This window comes from Pseudonocardia sp. N23, from assembly GCF_002583555.1.
GTDB lineage: Bacteria > Actinomycetota > Actinomycetes > Mycobacteriales > Pseudonocardiaceae > Pseudonocardia.
This window is the reverse complement of record NZ_BEGX01000071.1, coordinates 34,546-50,259: the sequence shown is the minus strand read 5'-3', so window position 1 is coordinate 50,259 and position 15,714 is coordinate 34,546. Positions and strand designations below refer to the sequence as shown.

Below are 15,714 nucleotides of genomic sequence, written 5' to 3'. Positions count from 1 at the left end.
CGCGACCTCACGGTCGTACCCGCCGCCCCGGGGCAGCCGTGAGGGTGCACGCCGGGGTCCTCCCGACGCGCCGGTCGGGGCCGCGCGGTCTTGCCCGGTCGGTCGGCGGCGTGCTGAAGTCGTGATCATGCCCTCCACCACCGGCGCCGGCGACCGCGCGGCGTCCGCGCGCACCGGCACCGCACCCACGCGCCGGCCCAGCCGGTTCGACCTTCACGTCGGCGACACCGGCGAGGACGGCTGGACCGGCGCGGCGTACCTGTGGGGCGAGGGGCTGCCCGCGGCGCTGGCCGCGGTCCGGGAGCACCGCGGCGCCCCCAACGACGCCGTCGCCGGGTCGTTGCTGCTCATGTCCTACGGGTTCGCGCTCACCGGGCCGGTCCTGCGCGGTCTCTACCGCGACCGCTCCGAGCTGGGGTGCACCCTCGACGCGGTGCGCGTCCGTCGCGAGGACGCCCGGGTCGCGGGCGTCCGGTTCGCCGCCGGCCCCGTCCCCGCGGCGGACGGGGCGGCGGCGCGGGTCGCCGCCGAGCTGTTCGCCGGCAACCTCGCCCACGCCGTCGACGCCGTGCACCTCGCGACCCGGGCGTCGCGGCGGACGCTGTGGTCGAACGTCGCGACCGACGTCGGCACCGCCTTCCTGTACCTGTCCTGGCCGTGCGACGACCACGCCGCGTACGTCGGCGCCGCCCGCGAGATCCTCGACCTCGAACCCCGGCTCGACGGGCTCGTCGACGTCCTCGCCGCCGAGCACGGTGGGCAGGACTGGATGTATGTGCGGCGGAACGTGTGCTGTCTGGCCTTCCGCACCTCGCTCAACCAGGAACAGGAGCGCCACTACTGCGGGCACTGCAACCTGCTCGACGAGGCCACCCGGTTCGGCCTGTTCACCGAGGCAGCGGCCCGGTTCACGCTGATGCGGGCGGCGCGGGACGCCGGTCCGTCCGCTCTGGAGTGACGGACTCCCGCGTCGGTGGCGCCCGCCGACCGGGACCGTCGACGGGTCGACGTGCCGCCGCGGGCGGAGCACGATCGTCCTCGGGCGGATCCGAGCGGTGAGGCGGAGGCACGCATGGCGGACGGGACGGCCGGGACGGACGGCACCGGGGGCCGGGGGGAGGGCGGACGGCCGCGGGTCGTCGTGATCGGCGGCGGGTTCGCCGGGCTCGCCACTGCCGGACGGCTGACGAAGCTCGTGCCGCACGCGGAGGTCGTCGTCGTCTCCGCGACCGACTACTTCCTCTACCTGCCGCTGCTCCCCGAGGTCGCGACGGGCGTGCTCGACCCGCGGCGGGTCGCCGTGCCACTCGCGACCGCGCTGCCCGGTGCGACGATCGTGGTCGGCACCGTCGACGCCATCGACCTCGACGGCCACACCGTCGGCTGGACCGACCCCGAGGGCGGGCGCGGCGAGACGACCTGGGACCGGCTCGTCATCGCCGCGGGCAGCACCAACCGGCTGCTGCCGATCCCGGGGATCGCCGAGCACGCTCACGGCTTCCGCGGCGTCGCCGAGGCCGTCTACCTGCGCGACCACATCGTTCGCCAGCTCGACATCGCCGCCTCGGAACACTACCCCGCCGAGCGCGACGCGCGCTGCACCTTCGTCGTCGTCGGCGCCGGCTACACCGGGACCGAGATCGCGGCCCAGGGGGTGCTGTTCACCGACCAGCTCCGCGCGGCGCACCGCTCGCTGCGCGACCAGCGGGTCCGCTGGCTGCTGGTCGACCTCGCGCCCCGGGTGCTACCGGAGCTGTCACCACGGCTGTCGAGGACGGCCGACGAGGTGCTGCGCGGGCGCGGCGTCGAGGTGCGCACCGGCATCTCGATCGAACAGGCCCATGCCCGCGGCGTCCGCCTCACCACGGGCGAGGAGGTCCCGACCCGCACCGTCGTCTGGTGCGTCGGGGTCCGGCCCGACCCGATCGTCGAGGGCCTCGGCCTGGCCACCGACAAGGGCCGCCTGGTGGTCGACGACCATCTGCGCGTCCCCGGCCGCCCCGACGTCCTGGCCTGCGGTGACATCGCCGCCGTTCCCGACCGCACCCGGCCCGGGCAGCTGACCGCGATGACCGCGCAGCACGCCCAGCGCCAGGGCACGCTCGCCGGGCGCAACGTTGCCGCATCGCTGGGCGTCGGCGATGCGCGCCCCTACTCCCACCACGATCTCGGCTTCGTCGTCGAGCTCGGCGGCAGGGACGCTGCGGCGAACCCGCTGGGCGTGCCGCTGTCCGGGCTCGCCGCCACCGCCGTCACCCGTGGCTACCACCTGGTCGCGATGCCGGGCAACAGGATCCGGGTCGTCGTCGACTGGCTGCTCGACGCCGTCCTGCGCCGGCCCGCAGCCCAGCTCGGGCTCGTGCGCGGGAACGCCGTGCCGTTGGGGACCCGCCCCGCCGACGGGCACACCGTCGGCGACCGGGACGCAGTTGCGGAGAACGACACGACCGCGGGCTCCGCCGGCAGCCGGACCTAGGGCGCGTCGGGACCCTTGCCGGGGTCCTCGCCCGTACCGAAGTCCTCCGGGGTGGCGATGTCGAGGAACCGGCGCAGCTCCTCCAGCTCCGCCGCCTCGTCGATCGGCCCGCTCGCCGCAGGTGGCGCGTCGGGGTCGGCCGCGCCCGGCTCCTCGGCGCCGGGCTCGTCGAGGTCGTCGGAGCCGGTCAGGTCCAGGAGCTGCACGGGTGCCGCGCCCGCCTCCAGGACGTCCTCCTCCGCCTCGATCGGGATGCTGTCACGCACCGCCAGCGCGACGGCGTCGGTGAGCCGCGAGGACACCGCCGTGCCGTCGTCGAACTGCAGCTCCGCGTGGTAAATGCCGTCACGCAGTGCCGTGATCCGGACACGCTGCAGGCGCCGCCCGAACGCGGCGACGACGTTGCGGATCAGGTCGTGGGTCTGCGGCCGTGGCGGGTCGACGCCCTGTCGCTGCAGCTCGATCGCCGCCGCCTCGGGCAGCCCGATCAGCACCGGAAGCTGTCTGCGCGGCTCCGGCACCTCGCGCAGCAACAGCACCGGCTGGGTGCCTGCCGGGTCCATGCCCACCGCCACGACTGTCATCTCCGGCACGCTCGCCTCCCCGTCACCGCCTCGGAGACACCGGGTACCCACAGACGCGGGCTCCGACGCGGTGTCGCGCGAGACTCCGGCCAGTGTGCCCCAGCAGGCGGGGATCAGGCGCCGATGCGGGCCGGTTCAGGCAACCGCGGCCCCTCGACCGCCCGCACCAGCTCACGAACGGATAGCGCTCCCGGGCAGCTCCCAGGTCCCCTCCGGATCACCGTCCACACGAGGAGACGAACGCTTTCCATGACCACCCGACCGCGCGCGGTGATGTCACGACGGGGTGCGGGCGGTGAGCGGACGATCCGACGCGGGTAACGGGACCGGGACTCCTCGCCGAGACGGGGACGTCGACGGACCGACCTCGGCGCCTGGAAGGCCTGCTGAACCCTCGCTCACAGGGTTACGTTGTCGCCGGCTGGTCCACCGGGGTCGTGTCGAACTCCGACAGGTCGGGCTCGCGGGTCATCGCCCAGTAGTCGACCAGGCGCCACGGGCTGTTGGTGACCACGCGGCCCTTGGCGTTGCGGTACCAGTTCGTCATGCCCGGGTGGGTCCAGACCAGCTCGGCGTGCGCGGCGTCCACGCGCTCGTTGTAGGCGTCGCACACCTCGGGCCGCACCTCGACGGTCCCGACCCCGCCCTCCAGCATCGCGACCAGCATCTTCGTGATGTAGGAGACCTGGCACTCGGTGTGGAAGATGACGCTGCCGCCGTGCCCGAGGTTGGTGTTCGGGCCGTAGACCAGGAACAGGTTCGGGAAGTCGGGCACGGTGATGCCCAGATGGGCGCGGGCGTCGTCGTCACCCCAGATCTCGCGCAGCGAGCGTCCCGAGCGGCCGCGGATGTCCATGGGCGAGAGCATGCGCCGGCTCTGGAACCCGGTGGCCATGATCAGCACGTCGAGGTCGACGCGGGAGCCGTCGGCGAGGACCACGCCCTTCTCGTCGACGGCGGCGACGGTGTCGGTGACGAGGTCGACGTCGTCGCGGCGCAGGGCGGCGAACCAGCCGTTGTCGATGAGCATCCGCTTGCCGTAGGGCGGGTAGGTCGGCATGACCTTGTCGAGCAGCTCGTCCTCGTGTCCCTCGATCTCCGACATGAGGTGCTGGGTGAAGAACCGGCGGTGGCGGTCGTTGACGGCGTTGACGGCGCGTTCCGGGTGCTCCCAGCCGGGGTCGCGGCGCAGCGTGGGGTGCAGCTTGTCCTGGTAGATCCACAGCAGCCGGAGCCGGTACCAGGCCGCGTACCAGGGCACCTGCTCCATCAGCAGCCGCGTCTGCGGGGTGAGCTCGCGGTGGTAGTTGCCGTTGGGGATGGTCCACTGCGGGGAACGCTGGAAGATCGTCAGCCGCGACGGGACACCCGCGATGGTGGGGACGATCTGCATGGCGCTGGCCCCGGTGCCCATGACGGCGACGCGCTTGCCGGCGAGGTCGACGGTGTCGTCCCAGCGGGCGGAGTGGAACATCGGCCCGGCGAAGGTGTCGAGGCCGGGCAGGGCCGGGTAGGCGGGGCGGTTGAGCTGGCCGACGGCACTGATCAGGACGTCGGCGACGATCTCCTCGACGGGCGCGTCGGGGTCGGCGGCGGGCCGGACCCCGACCCGCCAGACGCGGGCGTCGTCGTCCCAGCGGGCGGCGACGAGCTCGGTGCCGAACCGGACGTGCGGCAGCATCCCGTGGGCGCGGGCGACGTCCTGGAGGTAGCCGAGGATCTCGGGCTGCTTGGCGAAGTAGCGCGACCAGTCGGGCTTCTGCGCCCAGGAGAACGAGTAGAGGGCGCTGGCGGTGTCGACGCCCGCGCCCGGGTAGCCGTTCTCCAGCCAGATGCCACCGACGGCGTCGTGGCGTTCGATGACGGTGTAGTCGAGGCCGAGCTCGCCGAGCTTGACGGCGGTGCAGATGCCGCCCTCCCCCGCTCCGACGACGACCACGCGCAGGTCGTCGCGCCGGGCCGGGGGCTCGCCGGTCCAGCGGGCGTCGCGGTCGGCGAGGCCGGCTTCCTCGGCCATGGAGACGTCGTACTCGGGCGGCACGTCCTCGCCGCAGGAGATGCCGATGCGGGCGGCGACGTCGTCGACGGGCGGCGGGTCGGCGAGGGTGGCCCGGCCGTCGCGCCACGCGCGGAGGAACTCGAACGCCTCGGCGCGGACGTGGGCCTGGCGCTCCTCGGGGAAGCCGGCGGTGTCGTTGTCGTCGGTGGCGATCGAGCGGCTCGGCAGGTAGGGATCGGCGAGCCACGCCCGGTCACCGGTGAGGTGGGCGAGCACCAGCAGCAGGGTCGGGATGTTGGCGGACCCGAGGGCCTCGAGGAGGCTGTCGTCGTCGGCGGTCATCCGGATCTGGCGGGGGTCCATCACGCTCTCCGTCTCCCGGCGTCCGGGCCGGACGAGTTTCGTGTAACGATCGGTCTACAAAACAGGGTAGGGCCTCGGCGGCGCGTCCGCCAGGATTCACCTGCCCTTGTAGACGGGCTCACGTTTCTCCGCGAACGCGCGCGGGCCCTCCGCGGCGTCCTCGGTACGCATGCACTCGGCCAGCAGCCGCTGCTCGGCGAGCAGCCCCGCCGCCAGCCCCTCGCGCAGCCCGGTGTGGATGGCCTCCTTCGCCGCCCGCACCGCGACGGGCCCGCGAGAGGCGATCACCTGTGCGACGCGCATCGTCTCCCCCAGCAGCTCGGCGGGCTCGACGATGCGGTTGACCAGGCCGTGGCGCAGCGCGGCGTCGGCGTCGATCGGGTCGCCGGTGAGGATCATCTCGGTGGCGACGCCGATCGGCACCGCGCGCGGCAGCCGCTGGGTGCCACCCGCACCGGGGATGATCGCCCAGCGCACCTCGGCGAGCCCGAACATCGCCTGCGGCACGCAGATCCGGAAGTCGCAGGCCAGTGCCAGCTCGAGGCCGCCGGCCAGGGCGTGCCCGTTGACGGCGGCGATCATCGGCTTGCCCGCCTCGGCGACCATCGTCATGCCGCCCATGACCCACGGGTCGGCGGTGTCGTCGAGCACCGTCTCGCGCACGAGCGGAATGAGCTTCTTGAGGTCGGCACCCGCGCTGAACGAGTTGCCGACGCCGGTCAGCACGGCACAGCGCAGCGCGTCGTCGGCCTGGAAGCGTTGGTAGGCCTCCGCGAGCAGGCCGTTGTGCTCCGGGTCGAGGCTGTTACGCGCCTCGGGGCGGTTGATGGTGATCGTCGCGACGGCGCCGTCGACGTCGAAATCGATGCTCATGATGTGTCACCTTCCGGGAGGGGTCAGGGAGCCGCGTAGCCGCCGTCGACGACGATCGCAGCCCCGGTGGTCCAGCGCGACTCGTCGCCTGCGAGGTAGGCGAAGGCACCGGCGACGTCCTCGGGAACGCCGAAGCCGAGCGGATGCCGGGCCTCCATCGCCGCCATGGCCTCGCGCGGGATCCTCGCCGACATGCCGGACTCGAACGTCCCGGGGCAGATGCAGTTGACCCGGATCCGTTCCTTCGCGTACTCGACGGCGGCGATCTTGGTCAGGTGCACGACGGCGGCCTTGGTCGCGCCGTAGGGCGCCGCGTAGGCCCACGCCGTGAGGCCCGCGACCGACGCGGTGTTGACGATCGAGCCGCCGCCCGCGCCGCGCATCACGCGGATCGCCGCCGTCATGCCGTGCACCACGCCCATCAGGTTGACCCGCAGCGCGAGGTCCCAGTCGGCGGCGGTCAGGTTGTGGATGCGGGCGTTCGGGGCGATGACGCCGGCGTTGTTGACCATGACGTGCAGCCCGCCGAACTCCTCGACCGCCGCCGCCACGGCCGCGTCGACCTGCTCGGCGTCGCCGACGTCGACGACCCGGGTGAGCACGGGCGTGCCCGGCAGCGACGCCACGACGTCCTTCATCCCCGCGTCGTCGAGGTCGCACAGCACCAGCGCGGTGCCGGGCTCGGCCAGGCGCCGCGCGACGGCGGCACCGAGCCCGCCCGCGGCACCGGTGACGAGCACGACCCGGTTCGCGACGGCCATCGCGTCAGTCCTGCAGCAGCAGGCCGCCGTCGACGGACAGCACCTTGCCCGTCATGAAGTTCGAGCCCTGTCCTGCGAGGTAGAGGACGGCCTCGGCCATGTCCTCGGGCTCGGCGAAGCGACCGAGCGGCCAGTCGGCCTCGCGGTAGCCGCGGCCCTTGATCATCTCGGTGGCGACGGCGCCGGGTGCGATGCCGTTGACCAGCACGTCGCGCGAGGCGCCGTACTTGGCGAACCAGCGCACCATCGCGTGCACCGCGCCCTTGCTCGCGGCGTACTGCGGCCCGGCGAGCACCCCGCCGACCTTGCCTGCGATCGACCCGACGCAGACGACCTTGCCGCCCCCGTCCTCCAGCGCGGGCCACGCGGCCTGCACACACAGGTAGGTGCCCTTGGCGTTGACGGCGTAGACGCGGTCGAACTCGTCGCCGTCGACCTCCAGCGCACCCTCGCCGTAGACGCCGGCGCAGGTCACGAGCACGTCGAGGCGTCCGAAGCCCTCGACGGCCGCCGCGACCAGCGCAGCGACGTCGGCGGTGCTGGTGACGTCGGTGCACAGCCCCGTCGCGCGCCGGCCGAGCGCCTCGACCTTCTTCACGGTCTCGTCGGTGTCGAGCATGTCGCCGACGACCACGTCGGCGCCCTCACGGGCCAGGGCGATCGCCGTCGCCTGCCCGATCCCGCGGGCCCCGCCGGTGACGATCGCGACCTGCCCTGTGAGGTCGACAGCTCCGCTGATGCCGTTCTGTGCCATGCCTGTGGTCACCTTCCTGCTCGTTCGGTCGGACCAACTCGTACCGGCGGATCCGAGCGGTCCCGGCGGGGCCGGGACCCGTCCGCCGGGGTACGGGTACCGACGCGCGATCGCGCGCGCCGCCTGTGCGGCCGGACGGGCCGCGTAGGATCACCGACGCGGGCACACCGTGCCCGCGGTACGTCCGGGGGGACCGGCAGCGAGGACAGATGCCCCGACCACCAGGTCACGGCTCGGGCTTCGAGCCGCGGCGGCGGGAGATCATCGACACCGCCGCCGAGCTGTTCGCGCGCCGTGGCTACGCCGCGACCGGCATCACCGAGATCTGCGAGGCCGTCGGCCTGGCCCGCGGCGCGCTCTACTACTACATCGGCAGCAAGGAACAGCTGCTCGTCGAGATCCAGTCGGCGGTGCTGGTGCCGCTGCTGGCAGCGGCGCGTGAGATCGCGGAGCTGCGGGTCCGGCCGGTCGTACGGCTTCGGCTGCTCTCCGAGCTGCTGCTCGAGCAGATCGTGCTGCAACTCGACCACATCTGGGTCTACGAGCACGACTACCGGCAGCTCTCGGTCGAGAACCAGGCGACGCTCGTCGCCCAGCGGCACTCGTTCGAGGACGTCGTCGCCGAGCTGCTGGCCGCGGCCGTCGAGGCGGGAGAGTTCCGCGAGATGGACGTACGCCTCGGTATGCTGCAGTTCCTCAACATGCACAACCACACCTACCAATGGGTCCGCCCGTCGGGACGCTGGAACGCCGCGCACCTGTCGGAGCAGTACTGCGCGACGTTGTTCCGCGGCTTCGCCGCCGCGGGGTTCGACCCGTCGACGATCGAGGCCGAGACGGCCCGGTACCGCGCTGCCAACGACGACCTGCCGACACTCCGCGCGGTCACCGCAGCTCCCGCTTGAGGACCTTGCCCGACGGTGTCCGGGGCAGCTCGTCGAGGAAGTCCACGGCCACCGGCACCTTGAACTTCGCCAGCCGCTCGCGGCAGAAGGCGCGGATCCCGTCGGCGTCGGCCTGCTCCCCCGGCCGCAGCACGACGACCGCGCGGGGCACCTCGCCCCAGCGTTCGTGCGGCATGGCGACGACCGCCGCCTCCAGGACCGCGGGGTGCTCGTAGAGGACGCGCTCCACCTCGGGCGTCGCGATGTTCTCTCCCCCGGAGATGATCATGTCCTTGAGCCGGTCCTCGACGTAGAGGAACCCGTCGGCGTCGACGCGCCCGACGTCGCCGGTGTGGAACCAGCCGTCGCGGATCGCCCGCGCCGTGGCCTCATCGTCGCGCCAGTAGCCGCCGAACACCTTCGGTCCGCGCAGCGCGATCTCCCCCACCTCGCCCGCGGCGACCTCGGAACCCTCCTCGTCGACGATGCGGACCTCGACGTGCGGGACGGGACGCCCGACCGAGCCGATCTTCGACAGACTGTGCTCCCGGTCGAGGAACGTGTCGCCGGAGACGGTCTCGGTGAGCCCGTACGCGTCGGCGAACCAGGTGTTGGGGAAGGCCTCGAGGATGCGACGCACCACCGGCTCGGGCATCTTCTCGCCGCCGCCGATGATGCAGCGCACCGACGACGTGTCGCGATCGGCCAGGTCCGGGACCTGCAGGACGGCGTTCATCATCGCGGGCGCCAGCCAGACGACGCCGGCCTTCTCCCGCTCGATCGCGTCGAGGACGCCGACGGCGTCGAAGGAACGCAGGAGCACGAGTCGCGCGCCCATGTGGAAGGCGGCGAGGCCGGGCAGGTCGAGGCCGCCGCAGTGGTAGAGCGGCCCGCACACCAGGACGGTGTCGTCGGCGGTGAGGCCCAGCTCGACGATGAGCCCGAGGTTCTTCCACGCGACGTTGCCGTGGGTGATCCGCACGCCCTTGGGTCGCGACGTGGTGCCGGAGGTGTACATGAGCCGGGCGAGGGTGTCCTGGTCGTCGACGACGCCCCGCGGCACCGGTGACGCGGTGGCGCCCTCGGCGGCGAGGTCCTCGAACGCGGTCCAGCCGTCCGGGGCGGTGTCGCCGAGCAACACCTTGTGCCGCATCGTCGGCAGCTGCGGCGCCAGCGCGTCGATGCGCTCGGCGAACTCGGCCTCGGTGACGACGACGACGGTGCCCGCGTTGTCGAGGATGTAGCGCCACTCGTCGGGGGCGAGCCGGTAGTTCAGCGGCAGGACGACCGCACCGAGGCGGCCCGCGGCGAGCACCGTCTCCAGGAACTCGACGTGGTTGTAGAGCAGCAGCGCGACGACCTCGCCGCGCTCCACGCCGAGCGCGGCGAGCCCGGCGGCGACGGCGTCGACGCGGTCGCGCAGGGCCGCGGCCGGGATCCGGCGCTCGCCCTGGACCAGCACCTCGCGGTCGGGGTGGCGGGCGACGTGGTGGTCGAGCACACGGGCGAGATCGAACACGGTCGGACACTCCTCGTCGAGTTCGTTTCCTGTACCGTCCGTTCTAGAAAACCTACCTGCGGCGCCCGCCCCGGTCGAGGACCCCCGCGGACCCGCGGGCCCGTCCCCCATCGCGTGGCAAGGAGGCCCCGATGATCTCCGACCTGTCCGGTCTCGTCGCCGTCGTCACAGGCGGCGCCAGCGGCATCGGCGAGGCAGTCGCCCGGCTCGCCGTCGCGCGGGGCGCGACCGTCGTCATCGCCGACCTCGACCCCGCCCGCGCCGCGGCGGTCGCCGACGAGCTCGGCGGGCACGCCGTCACCCTCGACGTGGGCTCGGCGCCCGACGTCGAGGCCGCGGCCGAGCGCATCGAACGCGAGGTCGGGGCCGTCGACGTCCTCGTGACGTCCGCCGGCATCACCCAGCGTCCACTGCCGCCCGAGCACTACGACGTCGCCGACTGGGACGAGGTCCTCCGCGTCGACCTGCGCGGGACGTGGCTGTGCGCGGTCGAGTTCGGCCGCCGGATGGCCGTGCGCGGACAGGGCAGCATCGTCACGATCGCGTCGGTCGCGGGGATGCGGTCGATGCCGCTGCACGCCTACACCCCGGCCAAGGCCGGAGTCATCGCGATGACCGCCGACCTCGCGACCGAATGGGGCCGCTCCGGGGTGCGGGTCAACTCCGTCGCCCCCGGGTACACGCTGACCCCGCTGCTGCGCGAACGGATCGACAGCGGCGAGCGCGACCCGTCCAACCTCGCAGGCGAGTCGGCGCTGGGGCGGATGGTCGACGCCGAGGAGGTCGCCAGGGCCGTCTGCTTCCTGGCCTCCGACGAGGCGTCCGCCGTCACCGGTGTGAACCTTCCCGTCGACGCGGGCTGGCTCGTCGCCCCGACGTGGCGGACCTACAACGGGATCCCCGACAAGCGCTGAGCATCCCGGCAACCCGGGTCCGCACACGCAGACGCGAGACGTGGAGACGCCGGGACAGACGCCAACCACCTTGCCGTCCAACCCGGCATCGCAAGACGTGGAGACGCCGGGACGGACGGCAACACTGGCGTCCATCCCGGCGTCGTCTGTGGGTCGACCGTCAGGCCATGCCCGCGTTGCGCAGCTCCGCGCGACGTGCCTCGGTCGCGGCCTCGTCGATCGCGAGACCCTCCGGGTCCTTCTGCGGGTCACCCGTGATGATCACGCCGAAGTCGCGCGCGGCGGCCTCGATCGAGACGTACTCGTCACGGACGTCGCGCAGCACCCGGTCCGCTTCGCGGGTGTACGGGTTGCCCCAGCCACCGCCACCACAGGTGACGTAACGGAACACGTCGTTGGGCTTGGTGTGCCACAACGGGTTCGCCCCGAACCAGAAGTACTCGCCCTTCTCGACGTCGAGCGCCTTGGTCTCCGGGTCGAGCATGCCGGAGACGGGGGTCGACTGGCGGTAGGCCTCCGGGTCCAGCACCGGGATGAGGTCCTGGCGCTGGGAGACGTCGAAGCCGCCCTCGGCCGGGAACAGCCAGGTGGCGCCGTTGCGGCCGTCCTTGCCGCCGTACACGCCGGCACCCGAGGAGCGCTTGGTGTGCACCGGGCTCGAGGTGTGGTGCGCGTCGGTGAGGAACATGCTGTCGCGCAGCACGGACGCGCCGCCGCGGTTGTAGCCCGTGCCCGCGGTGTCGGGCACGTACTCCTTGCGCAGCACCACGATCGGCAGCTCGGACTCGATGGCCTCGGTCGCCGGGTCGAGGTTGTTGGCCATGTAGAAGCCGCCGTAGGAGTCGGCGTCGCCGCTCTTGGTGGCTCCCCACGGGCCGTGCTCGCCGCCGCACTGCGCGACCGTGACCCACGGGGTCCCGTCCGGTGTCACACCGTGGCCGTTGTGGATCGACAGCGAACCGTAGTCGCCGCCGACCGCGTTCTCCTTCACGGCGGGTTCGAGCGCCTTGAAGATGGCCAGCAGCACCGGTTGTGCGGCCTCCCAGTAGAGGAAGACCGGGCCGTCCGGAGGTGTCGCCGAACAGATCGTGCCCGCGGGTAGAACGACGTCGACGTTGCGGTACGCCCCGGAGTTGAACGCCGTCTTCGGGTCGAGCAGGTACTTCAGCGCCACGCCGGTCGCCGTGAGCGTGTCGAACACGCCCGCGTTGATCGACGTCCGGGCCTGCTGGGACGTGCCCGAGAAGTCGACCTCGAGACGCTCGCCCTTCTTGGTGATCTCGACCTTGATCTCGTACTCGAGCGTGTCGTCGATACCGTCGGCGTCGACGAGGTCGCTGCCCCGGTACACGCCGTCCGGCAGGGCCTTGATGGCCGCGGCCATCGACTCGGCCGGGACGTCGACGCTGTAGTTGATCGCGCCGAGCCAGGCGTCGACGCCGTAGCGCTCGAAGCTCTCCTTCATCAGCCGCTCACCGAGCAGCAGGTTCTGGTAGATCGTGATCATGTCCGGCAGCAGCAGCGCGCAGTACCGGGCGTTGTTGAAGATCAGGTGGAACGAGCTCTGCACCGGCTGGTCGTTCTCGTAGGCCAGCATCGGCGGGATGACCAGGCCGGTCTCGTAGACGTCGCGCTTGGTCGCCGAGAAGCCGGCGGGCACGATGCCACCCATGTCGAGCTGGTGGGCACGCAGCGCGACGAAGGTGACGATCTTGTCGTCGTGGAACACCGGCCGGATGAAGCAGATGTCGTTGACGTGGTTACCGGCCCGGTACGGGTCGTTGACCATGAGCACGTCGCCGGGCTTGAGCTTGTCCGGGCCGTACTCCTCCACCGCGTTGCGCACGGCGTGCTCCATGGCGCCGGAGAACAGCACCAGGGAGTTCGAGACCGTCGACATCGGGTAGTTCATGTTGCTCGGGCCCGAGATCGTGGCCGCGAAGTCGTACCAGTCGCGCAGGATCAGCGAGAACGCGTGGTGCAGCAGGTTCGTGCACATGTGCTCGACGATGTAGCGCATGCGGTTGGACAGCACGGTCGCGGTGTAGCGGTCGCAGTTGTAGCGCGCCTCGAACTCCGCGTCGGTCAGTTCCTTGATCGGGGTCTTGCCCACTCCAAGATCGGTCATCTCGTCCTCCCTCAGGCCCTGGTGATCCGAAGCTCGCCGTACTCGCCGACCTCGGCGACCTGGCCGGGCAGCATGAACGTCGTGGAGAGCGCCTCGTGGATCACGGCGGGGCCCTCGATACGGTCGCCGGCCTTGAACGTCTCCCGCTGGTAGCGCCCCGCGGTGACCGGCTCGTCGGTCAGGAACCGCAGCTCGAACGTGGACTCGGGCGTCAGGACAGCGCCGTCGCCCTTCTCCAGCCGCGGGTAGTCGACCTTGTCGACCTTGATGACGGCCTCCACCCGGTAGGTGACGGCCTGCACCGGAAGACCGTCGAAACGGTTGCCGGCACGCGACTCGTAGACCGTGTGGAAGGTCTCGATCATCTCGTCGACCTTCGTGGCGTCGATCGTGCCCGACGGCACCGAGACGAACGGCGTCTCCCACGTCTGGCCCGCGAGGCGGGCGTCCATGGAGCGCACGAACTCGACGTTGGACTTGGAGTCGTCGAAGCGCTCGCGCAGCTTCTCCTCCATCTGCGTGTAGATCCTGTCGATCGACTCGGCCGCGTCGTGGCCCAGCATCACGTAGGAGCTGCGGCTGTCGCCGTAGACCTGGTCGGAGGAGACCAGTCCGAGCGCCGAGAACAGGCCCGGGTGCGGCGGCACGATGACGTCGCGGGCGTGCACGAGGTCGAGGCAGGCGGGCAGCAGCATCGGACCGGCGGCACCGAACGCGACGAGGCTGTAGTCGCGCGGGTCGATGCCGTGCTTGATCGCGATGTTGGTGACGCCCTCGGCGATGTTGTTGATGCCGATGTTGAAGGCGTAGTTGACCCTCTGGTGCAGGGACAACGTGGTGTCGAGGTCGTTGAACGCCCGCTCCGACAACGAGGGGTCGAGCGACATCCGGCCACCGGCGAAGGTCTTCGGGTCGATGACCCCCATCATGATCAGGGTGTCGGTCGTCGCGGGCTCGGTGCCGCCCTTGCCGTAACAGGCCGGACCGGGGTCCGCACCGGCAGAGCCGGGGCCGACCAGCACCTCGCCGCTGGCGGCGATCTTGACCAGCGATCCGCCACCGGCACCGATCGACTCGACCTCATTGGAGAGGGCGTTGACGATCAGGTCGTGCTCGAGCAGGAACGTCGTGTTCACGTACGGGTCACCGTCGGACACCATCGAGATGTCGCACGACGTGCCGCCGAGGTCGACGCACAGCAGGTTGCCACGGTCGATCAGCTTGCCGAAGTGCGCGCTCGCCATGGTGCCGGCCGCGGGGCCGGCGAACACGATCTCGAACGGCTGCTCCATCGCGATGTCGGCGTTGACCAGCTGCGCCGCGCAGTTCGCGTAGTTGAACTCGCCGTTGAAGCCCTGCTCGCGCAGGCCGTCACCGAGCTTCTTCGTGTAGTCGCCGTAGATGAGCTTCATGAACACGTCGATCGTCGTCGTCGACGCGCGCGCCCACTCCTTGGCCAGCGGCGAGGTCTCGCTGGAGATGGAGACGGGGATGTCGCCCAGCTCCTCCTTGACCAGCTCGCGCAGCCGCTCCTCGTGGCTCGCGTTGACGTAGGCGTTGATCAGGCAGATGGACACACCCTGCACGCCGCACTTGCGCAGGACAGCGAGCTCCTCGCGGGCCTGGGCCTCGTCGAGCGGGATGAGCGTGCTGCCGTCGGTCTTGAGCCGCTCGCGGATGCCGCGACGCAGGTAGCGGGCCACCAGGGGGCGCATCGCGTCGCCGAAGCCACGACGCCAGCTGGCGTCGGTCAGGGCGTCCAGCGGCCGGTAGCTCGACCCGATGTCGAGGATGTCGCGGTGACCCATGGTCGTCAGGAAGGCGATCTTGGGCAGCCGTCGGGTGATGACGGCGTTGAGTCCGTGAGTACTTGCATGGTTGAAGACGGTGGCGTTCTCGACGCCGGCCTCGCGCGCTCCTTCGAGCACCGCGAGGTGGGTGTTGCGGACGTCGGTCGAGACCTTGACCGTCCTGATGTTCCCGTCCTCGATCGCGACCACGTCGGTGAAGGTGCCGCCGACGTCCACTCCGATCATCGTCATGAGATGTCTCTCCCTCTCGTCGTGGCCGTCAGGCGATGTGGAGACCGTCGGTCACCAGCTTGATGGGCCCCAGCAGGGTCCACTTCGTCCGGTGGACGGTCTCCATCGTCTTCTGGTTCTTGATCACGATGTACCAGCCGCCCTCGGACAGCACCGGGTAGCGCTTGAAGTCCGAGGCCGATGCCCCGGAGGTGTCGATCCCCAGCTCCCGGAGCTCGTCCTCCGTGACGTCCTCGCGTTCGACGCTGAGCCCGGGCGCCACGGTGGGTCCGTCTGTCACGTCGTCCTCCTGTTGTCGTTTCGACCTGGTCGACTTCCGGCGGGTGAGTCGTCGTTCTCTCGTACCGTCGAATGCCCCGCCCGGCGGGAAACGTCTCGTGCCAGGCAGAACGCTGTGTGAGCCGGACCATATGGCGA

The 15,714-nt window shown here is 71.4% G+C and carries 13 protein-coding genes; 4 read left to right on the top strand and 9 right to left on the bottom strand.

Annotated elements, in window-relative coordinates:
- The first annotated feature begins 127 nt into the window (after nt 1-127).
- A complete protein-coding gene (locus TOK_RS20760) occupies nt 128-958 on the top strand; it encodes a hypothetical protein (protein WP_141566472.1) in 831 nt (276 codons plus the stop codon).
- 114 nt (nt 959-1,072) lie between these two features.
- Nucleotides 1,073-2,476 carry an NAD(P)/FAD-dependent oxidoreductase gene (locus TOK_RS20755; RefSeq protein ID WP_098959667.1) on the top strand — a complete coding sequence of 468 codons (1,404 nt, stop codon included), beginning with the start codon at nt 1,073-1,075 and terminating at the stop codon, nt 2,474-2,476.
- Here TOK_RS20755 and TOK_RS20750 read toward each other — a convergent pair.
- The 5 genes from TOK_RS20750 to TOK_RS20730 all read right to left on the bottom strand — a co-directional run bounded on the left by TOK_RS20750 (nt 2,473) and on the right by TOK_RS20730 (nt 7,810).
- Nucleotides 2,473-3,060, bottom strand: coding sequence for a bifunctional nuclease family protein (locus tag TOK_RS20750; RefSeq protein WP_253258536.1), 588 nt, complete (start codon nt 3,058-3,060; stop codon nt 2,473-2,475). The genes TOK_RS20755 and TOK_RS20750 overlap by 4 nt on opposite strands.
- A gap of 406 nt (nt 3,061-3,466) precedes the next feature.
- Nucleotides 3,467-5,422: an NAD(P)/FAD-dependent oxidoreductase gene (locus TOK_RS20745; RefSeq protein ID WP_098959665.1), complete on the bottom strand. Its 1,956-nt coding sequence runs from the start codon at nt 5,420-5,422 to the stop codon at nt 3,467-3,469.
- Nucleotides 5,423-5,518: 96 nt separating this feature from the next.
- Nucleotides 5,519-6,295 (bottom strand): enoyl-CoA hydratase/isomerase family protein, encoded by a 777-nt coding sequence (locus tag TOK_RS20740; protein WP_098959664.1) that lies wholly within the window; start codon nt 6,293-6,295, stop codon nt 5,519-5,521.
- A gap of 23 nt (nt 6,296-6,318) precedes the next feature.
- On the bottom strand, nt 6,319-7,056 hold the full coding sequence (locus TOK_RS20735) for an SDR family NAD(P)-dependent oxidoreductase (RefSeq protein WP_098959663.1): 738 nt from the start codon (nt 7,054-7,056) through the stop codon (nt 6,319-6,321).
- Nucleotides 7,057-7,060: 4 nt separating this feature from the next.
- Complete coding sequence (locus tag TOK_RS20730; protein ID WP_098959662.1) at nt 7,061-7,810, bottom strand: SDR family NAD(P)-dependent oxidoreductase; 750 nt, start codon at nt 7,808-7,810, stop codon at nt 7,061-7,063.
- A gap of 209 nt (nt 7,811-8,019) precedes the next feature.
- Here TOK_RS20730 and TOK_RS20725 point away from each other — a divergent pair, with 209 nt between their 5' ends.
- A complete protein-coding gene (locus TOK_RS20725) occupies nt 8,020-8,715 on the top strand; it encodes a TetR/AcrR family transcriptional regulator (protein WP_098959661.1) in 696 nt (231 codons plus the stop codon).
- Here TOK_RS20725 and TOK_RS20720 read toward each other — a convergent pair.
- Nucleotides 8,696-10,213 carry a long-chain fatty acid--CoA ligase gene (locus tag TOK_RS20720; RefSeq protein ID WP_098959660.1) on the bottom strand — a complete coding sequence of 506 codons (1,518 nt, stop codon included), beginning with the start codon at nt 10,211-10,213 and terminating at the stop codon, nt 8,696-8,698. The genes TOK_RS20725 and TOK_RS20720 overlap by 20 nt on opposite strands.
- Before the next feature lie 131 nt (nt 10,214-10,344).
- Here TOK_RS20720 and TOK_RS20715 point away from each other — a divergent pair, with 131 nt between their 5' ends.
- A complete protein-coding gene (locus tag TOK_RS20715) occupies nt 10,345-11,127 on the top strand; it encodes an SDR family NAD(P)-dependent oxidoreductase (RefSeq protein ID WP_098959659.1) in 783 nt (260 codons plus the stop codon).
- A 160-nt stretch (nt 11,128-11,287) separates the two neighbouring features.
- On the opposite strand, the gene TOK_RS20710 is transcribed toward TOK_RS20715, so the two are convergent.
- Genes TOK_RS20710 through TOK_RS20700 form a run of 3 tightly spaced genes read right to left on the bottom strand, consistent with a single transcriptional unit; the run spans nt 11,288 to nt 15,577 of the window.
- Complete coding sequence (locus TOK_RS20710) at nt 11,288-13,255, bottom strand: hydantoinase B/oxoprolinase family protein (RefSeq protein WP_098959658.1); 1,968 nt, start codon at nt 13,253-13,255, stop codon at nt 11,288-11,290.
- A gap of 11 nt (nt 13,256-13,266) precedes the next feature.
- Nucleotides 13,267-15,297 (bottom strand): hydantoinase/oxoprolinase family protein, encoded by a 2,031-nt coding sequence (locus tag TOK_RS20705; RefSeq protein WP_253258525.1) that lies wholly within the window; start codon nt 15,295-15,297, stop codon nt 13,267-13,269.
- Between the two features lie 28 nt (nt 15,298-15,325).
- Nucleotides 15,326-15,577, bottom strand: coding sequence for a hypothetical protein (locus TOK_RS20700; protein WP_098959657.1), 252 nt, complete (start codon nt 15,575-15,577; stop codon nt 15,326-15,328).
- Nucleotides 15,578-15,714 lie beyond the last annotated feature (137 nt).

What these genes read in the sequence shown, in the direction of transcription:
- TOK_RS20760 (WP_141566472.1), top strand. Translation starts at nt 128, where the DNA reads ATGCCCTCCACCACCGGCGCCGGCGACCGCGCGGCGTCCGCGCGCACC.
- TOK_RS20755 (WP_098959667.1), top strand. Translation starts at nt 1,073, where the DNA reads ATGGCGGACGGGACGGCCGGGACGGACGGCACCGGGGGCCGGGGGGAG.
- TOK_RS20750 (WP_253258536.1), bottom strand. Translation starts at nt 3,060, where the DNA reads ATGACAGTCGTGGCGGTGGGCATGGACCCGGCAGGCACCCAGCCGGTG.
- TOK_RS20745 (WP_098959665.1), bottom strand. Translation starts at nt 5,422, where the DNA reads ATGGACCCCCGCCAGATCCGGATGACCGCCGACGACGACAGCCTCCTC.
- TOK_RS20740 (WP_098959664.1), bottom strand. Translation starts at nt 6,295, where the DNA reads ATGAGCATCGATTTCGACGTCGACGGCGCCGTCGCGACGATCACCATC.
- TOK_RS20735 (WP_098959663.1), bottom strand. Translation starts at nt 7,056, where the DNA reads ATGGCCGTCGCGAACCGGGTCGTGCTCGTCACCGGTGCCGCGGGCGGG.
- TOK_RS20730 (WP_098959662.1), bottom strand. Translation starts at nt 7,810, where the DNA reads ATGGCACAGAACGGCATCAGCGGAGCTGTCGACCTCACAGGGCAGGTC.
- TOK_RS20725 (WP_098959661.1), top strand. Translation starts at nt 8,020, where the DNA reads ATGCCCCGACCACCAGGTCACGGCTCGGGCTTCGAGCCGCGGCGGCGG.
- TOK_RS20715 (WP_098959659.1), top strand. Translation starts at nt 10,345, where the DNA reads ATGATCTCCGACCTGTCCGGTCTCGTCGCCGTCGTCACAGGCGGCGCC.
- TOK_RS20710 (WP_098959658.1), bottom strand. Translation starts at nt 13,255, where the DNA reads ATGACCGATCTTGGAGTGGGCAAGACCCCGATCAAGGAACTGACCGAC.
- TOK_RS20705 (WP_253258525.1), bottom strand. Translation starts at nt 15,297, where the DNA reads ATGACGATGATCGGAGTGGACGTCGGCGGCACCTTCACCGACGTGGTC.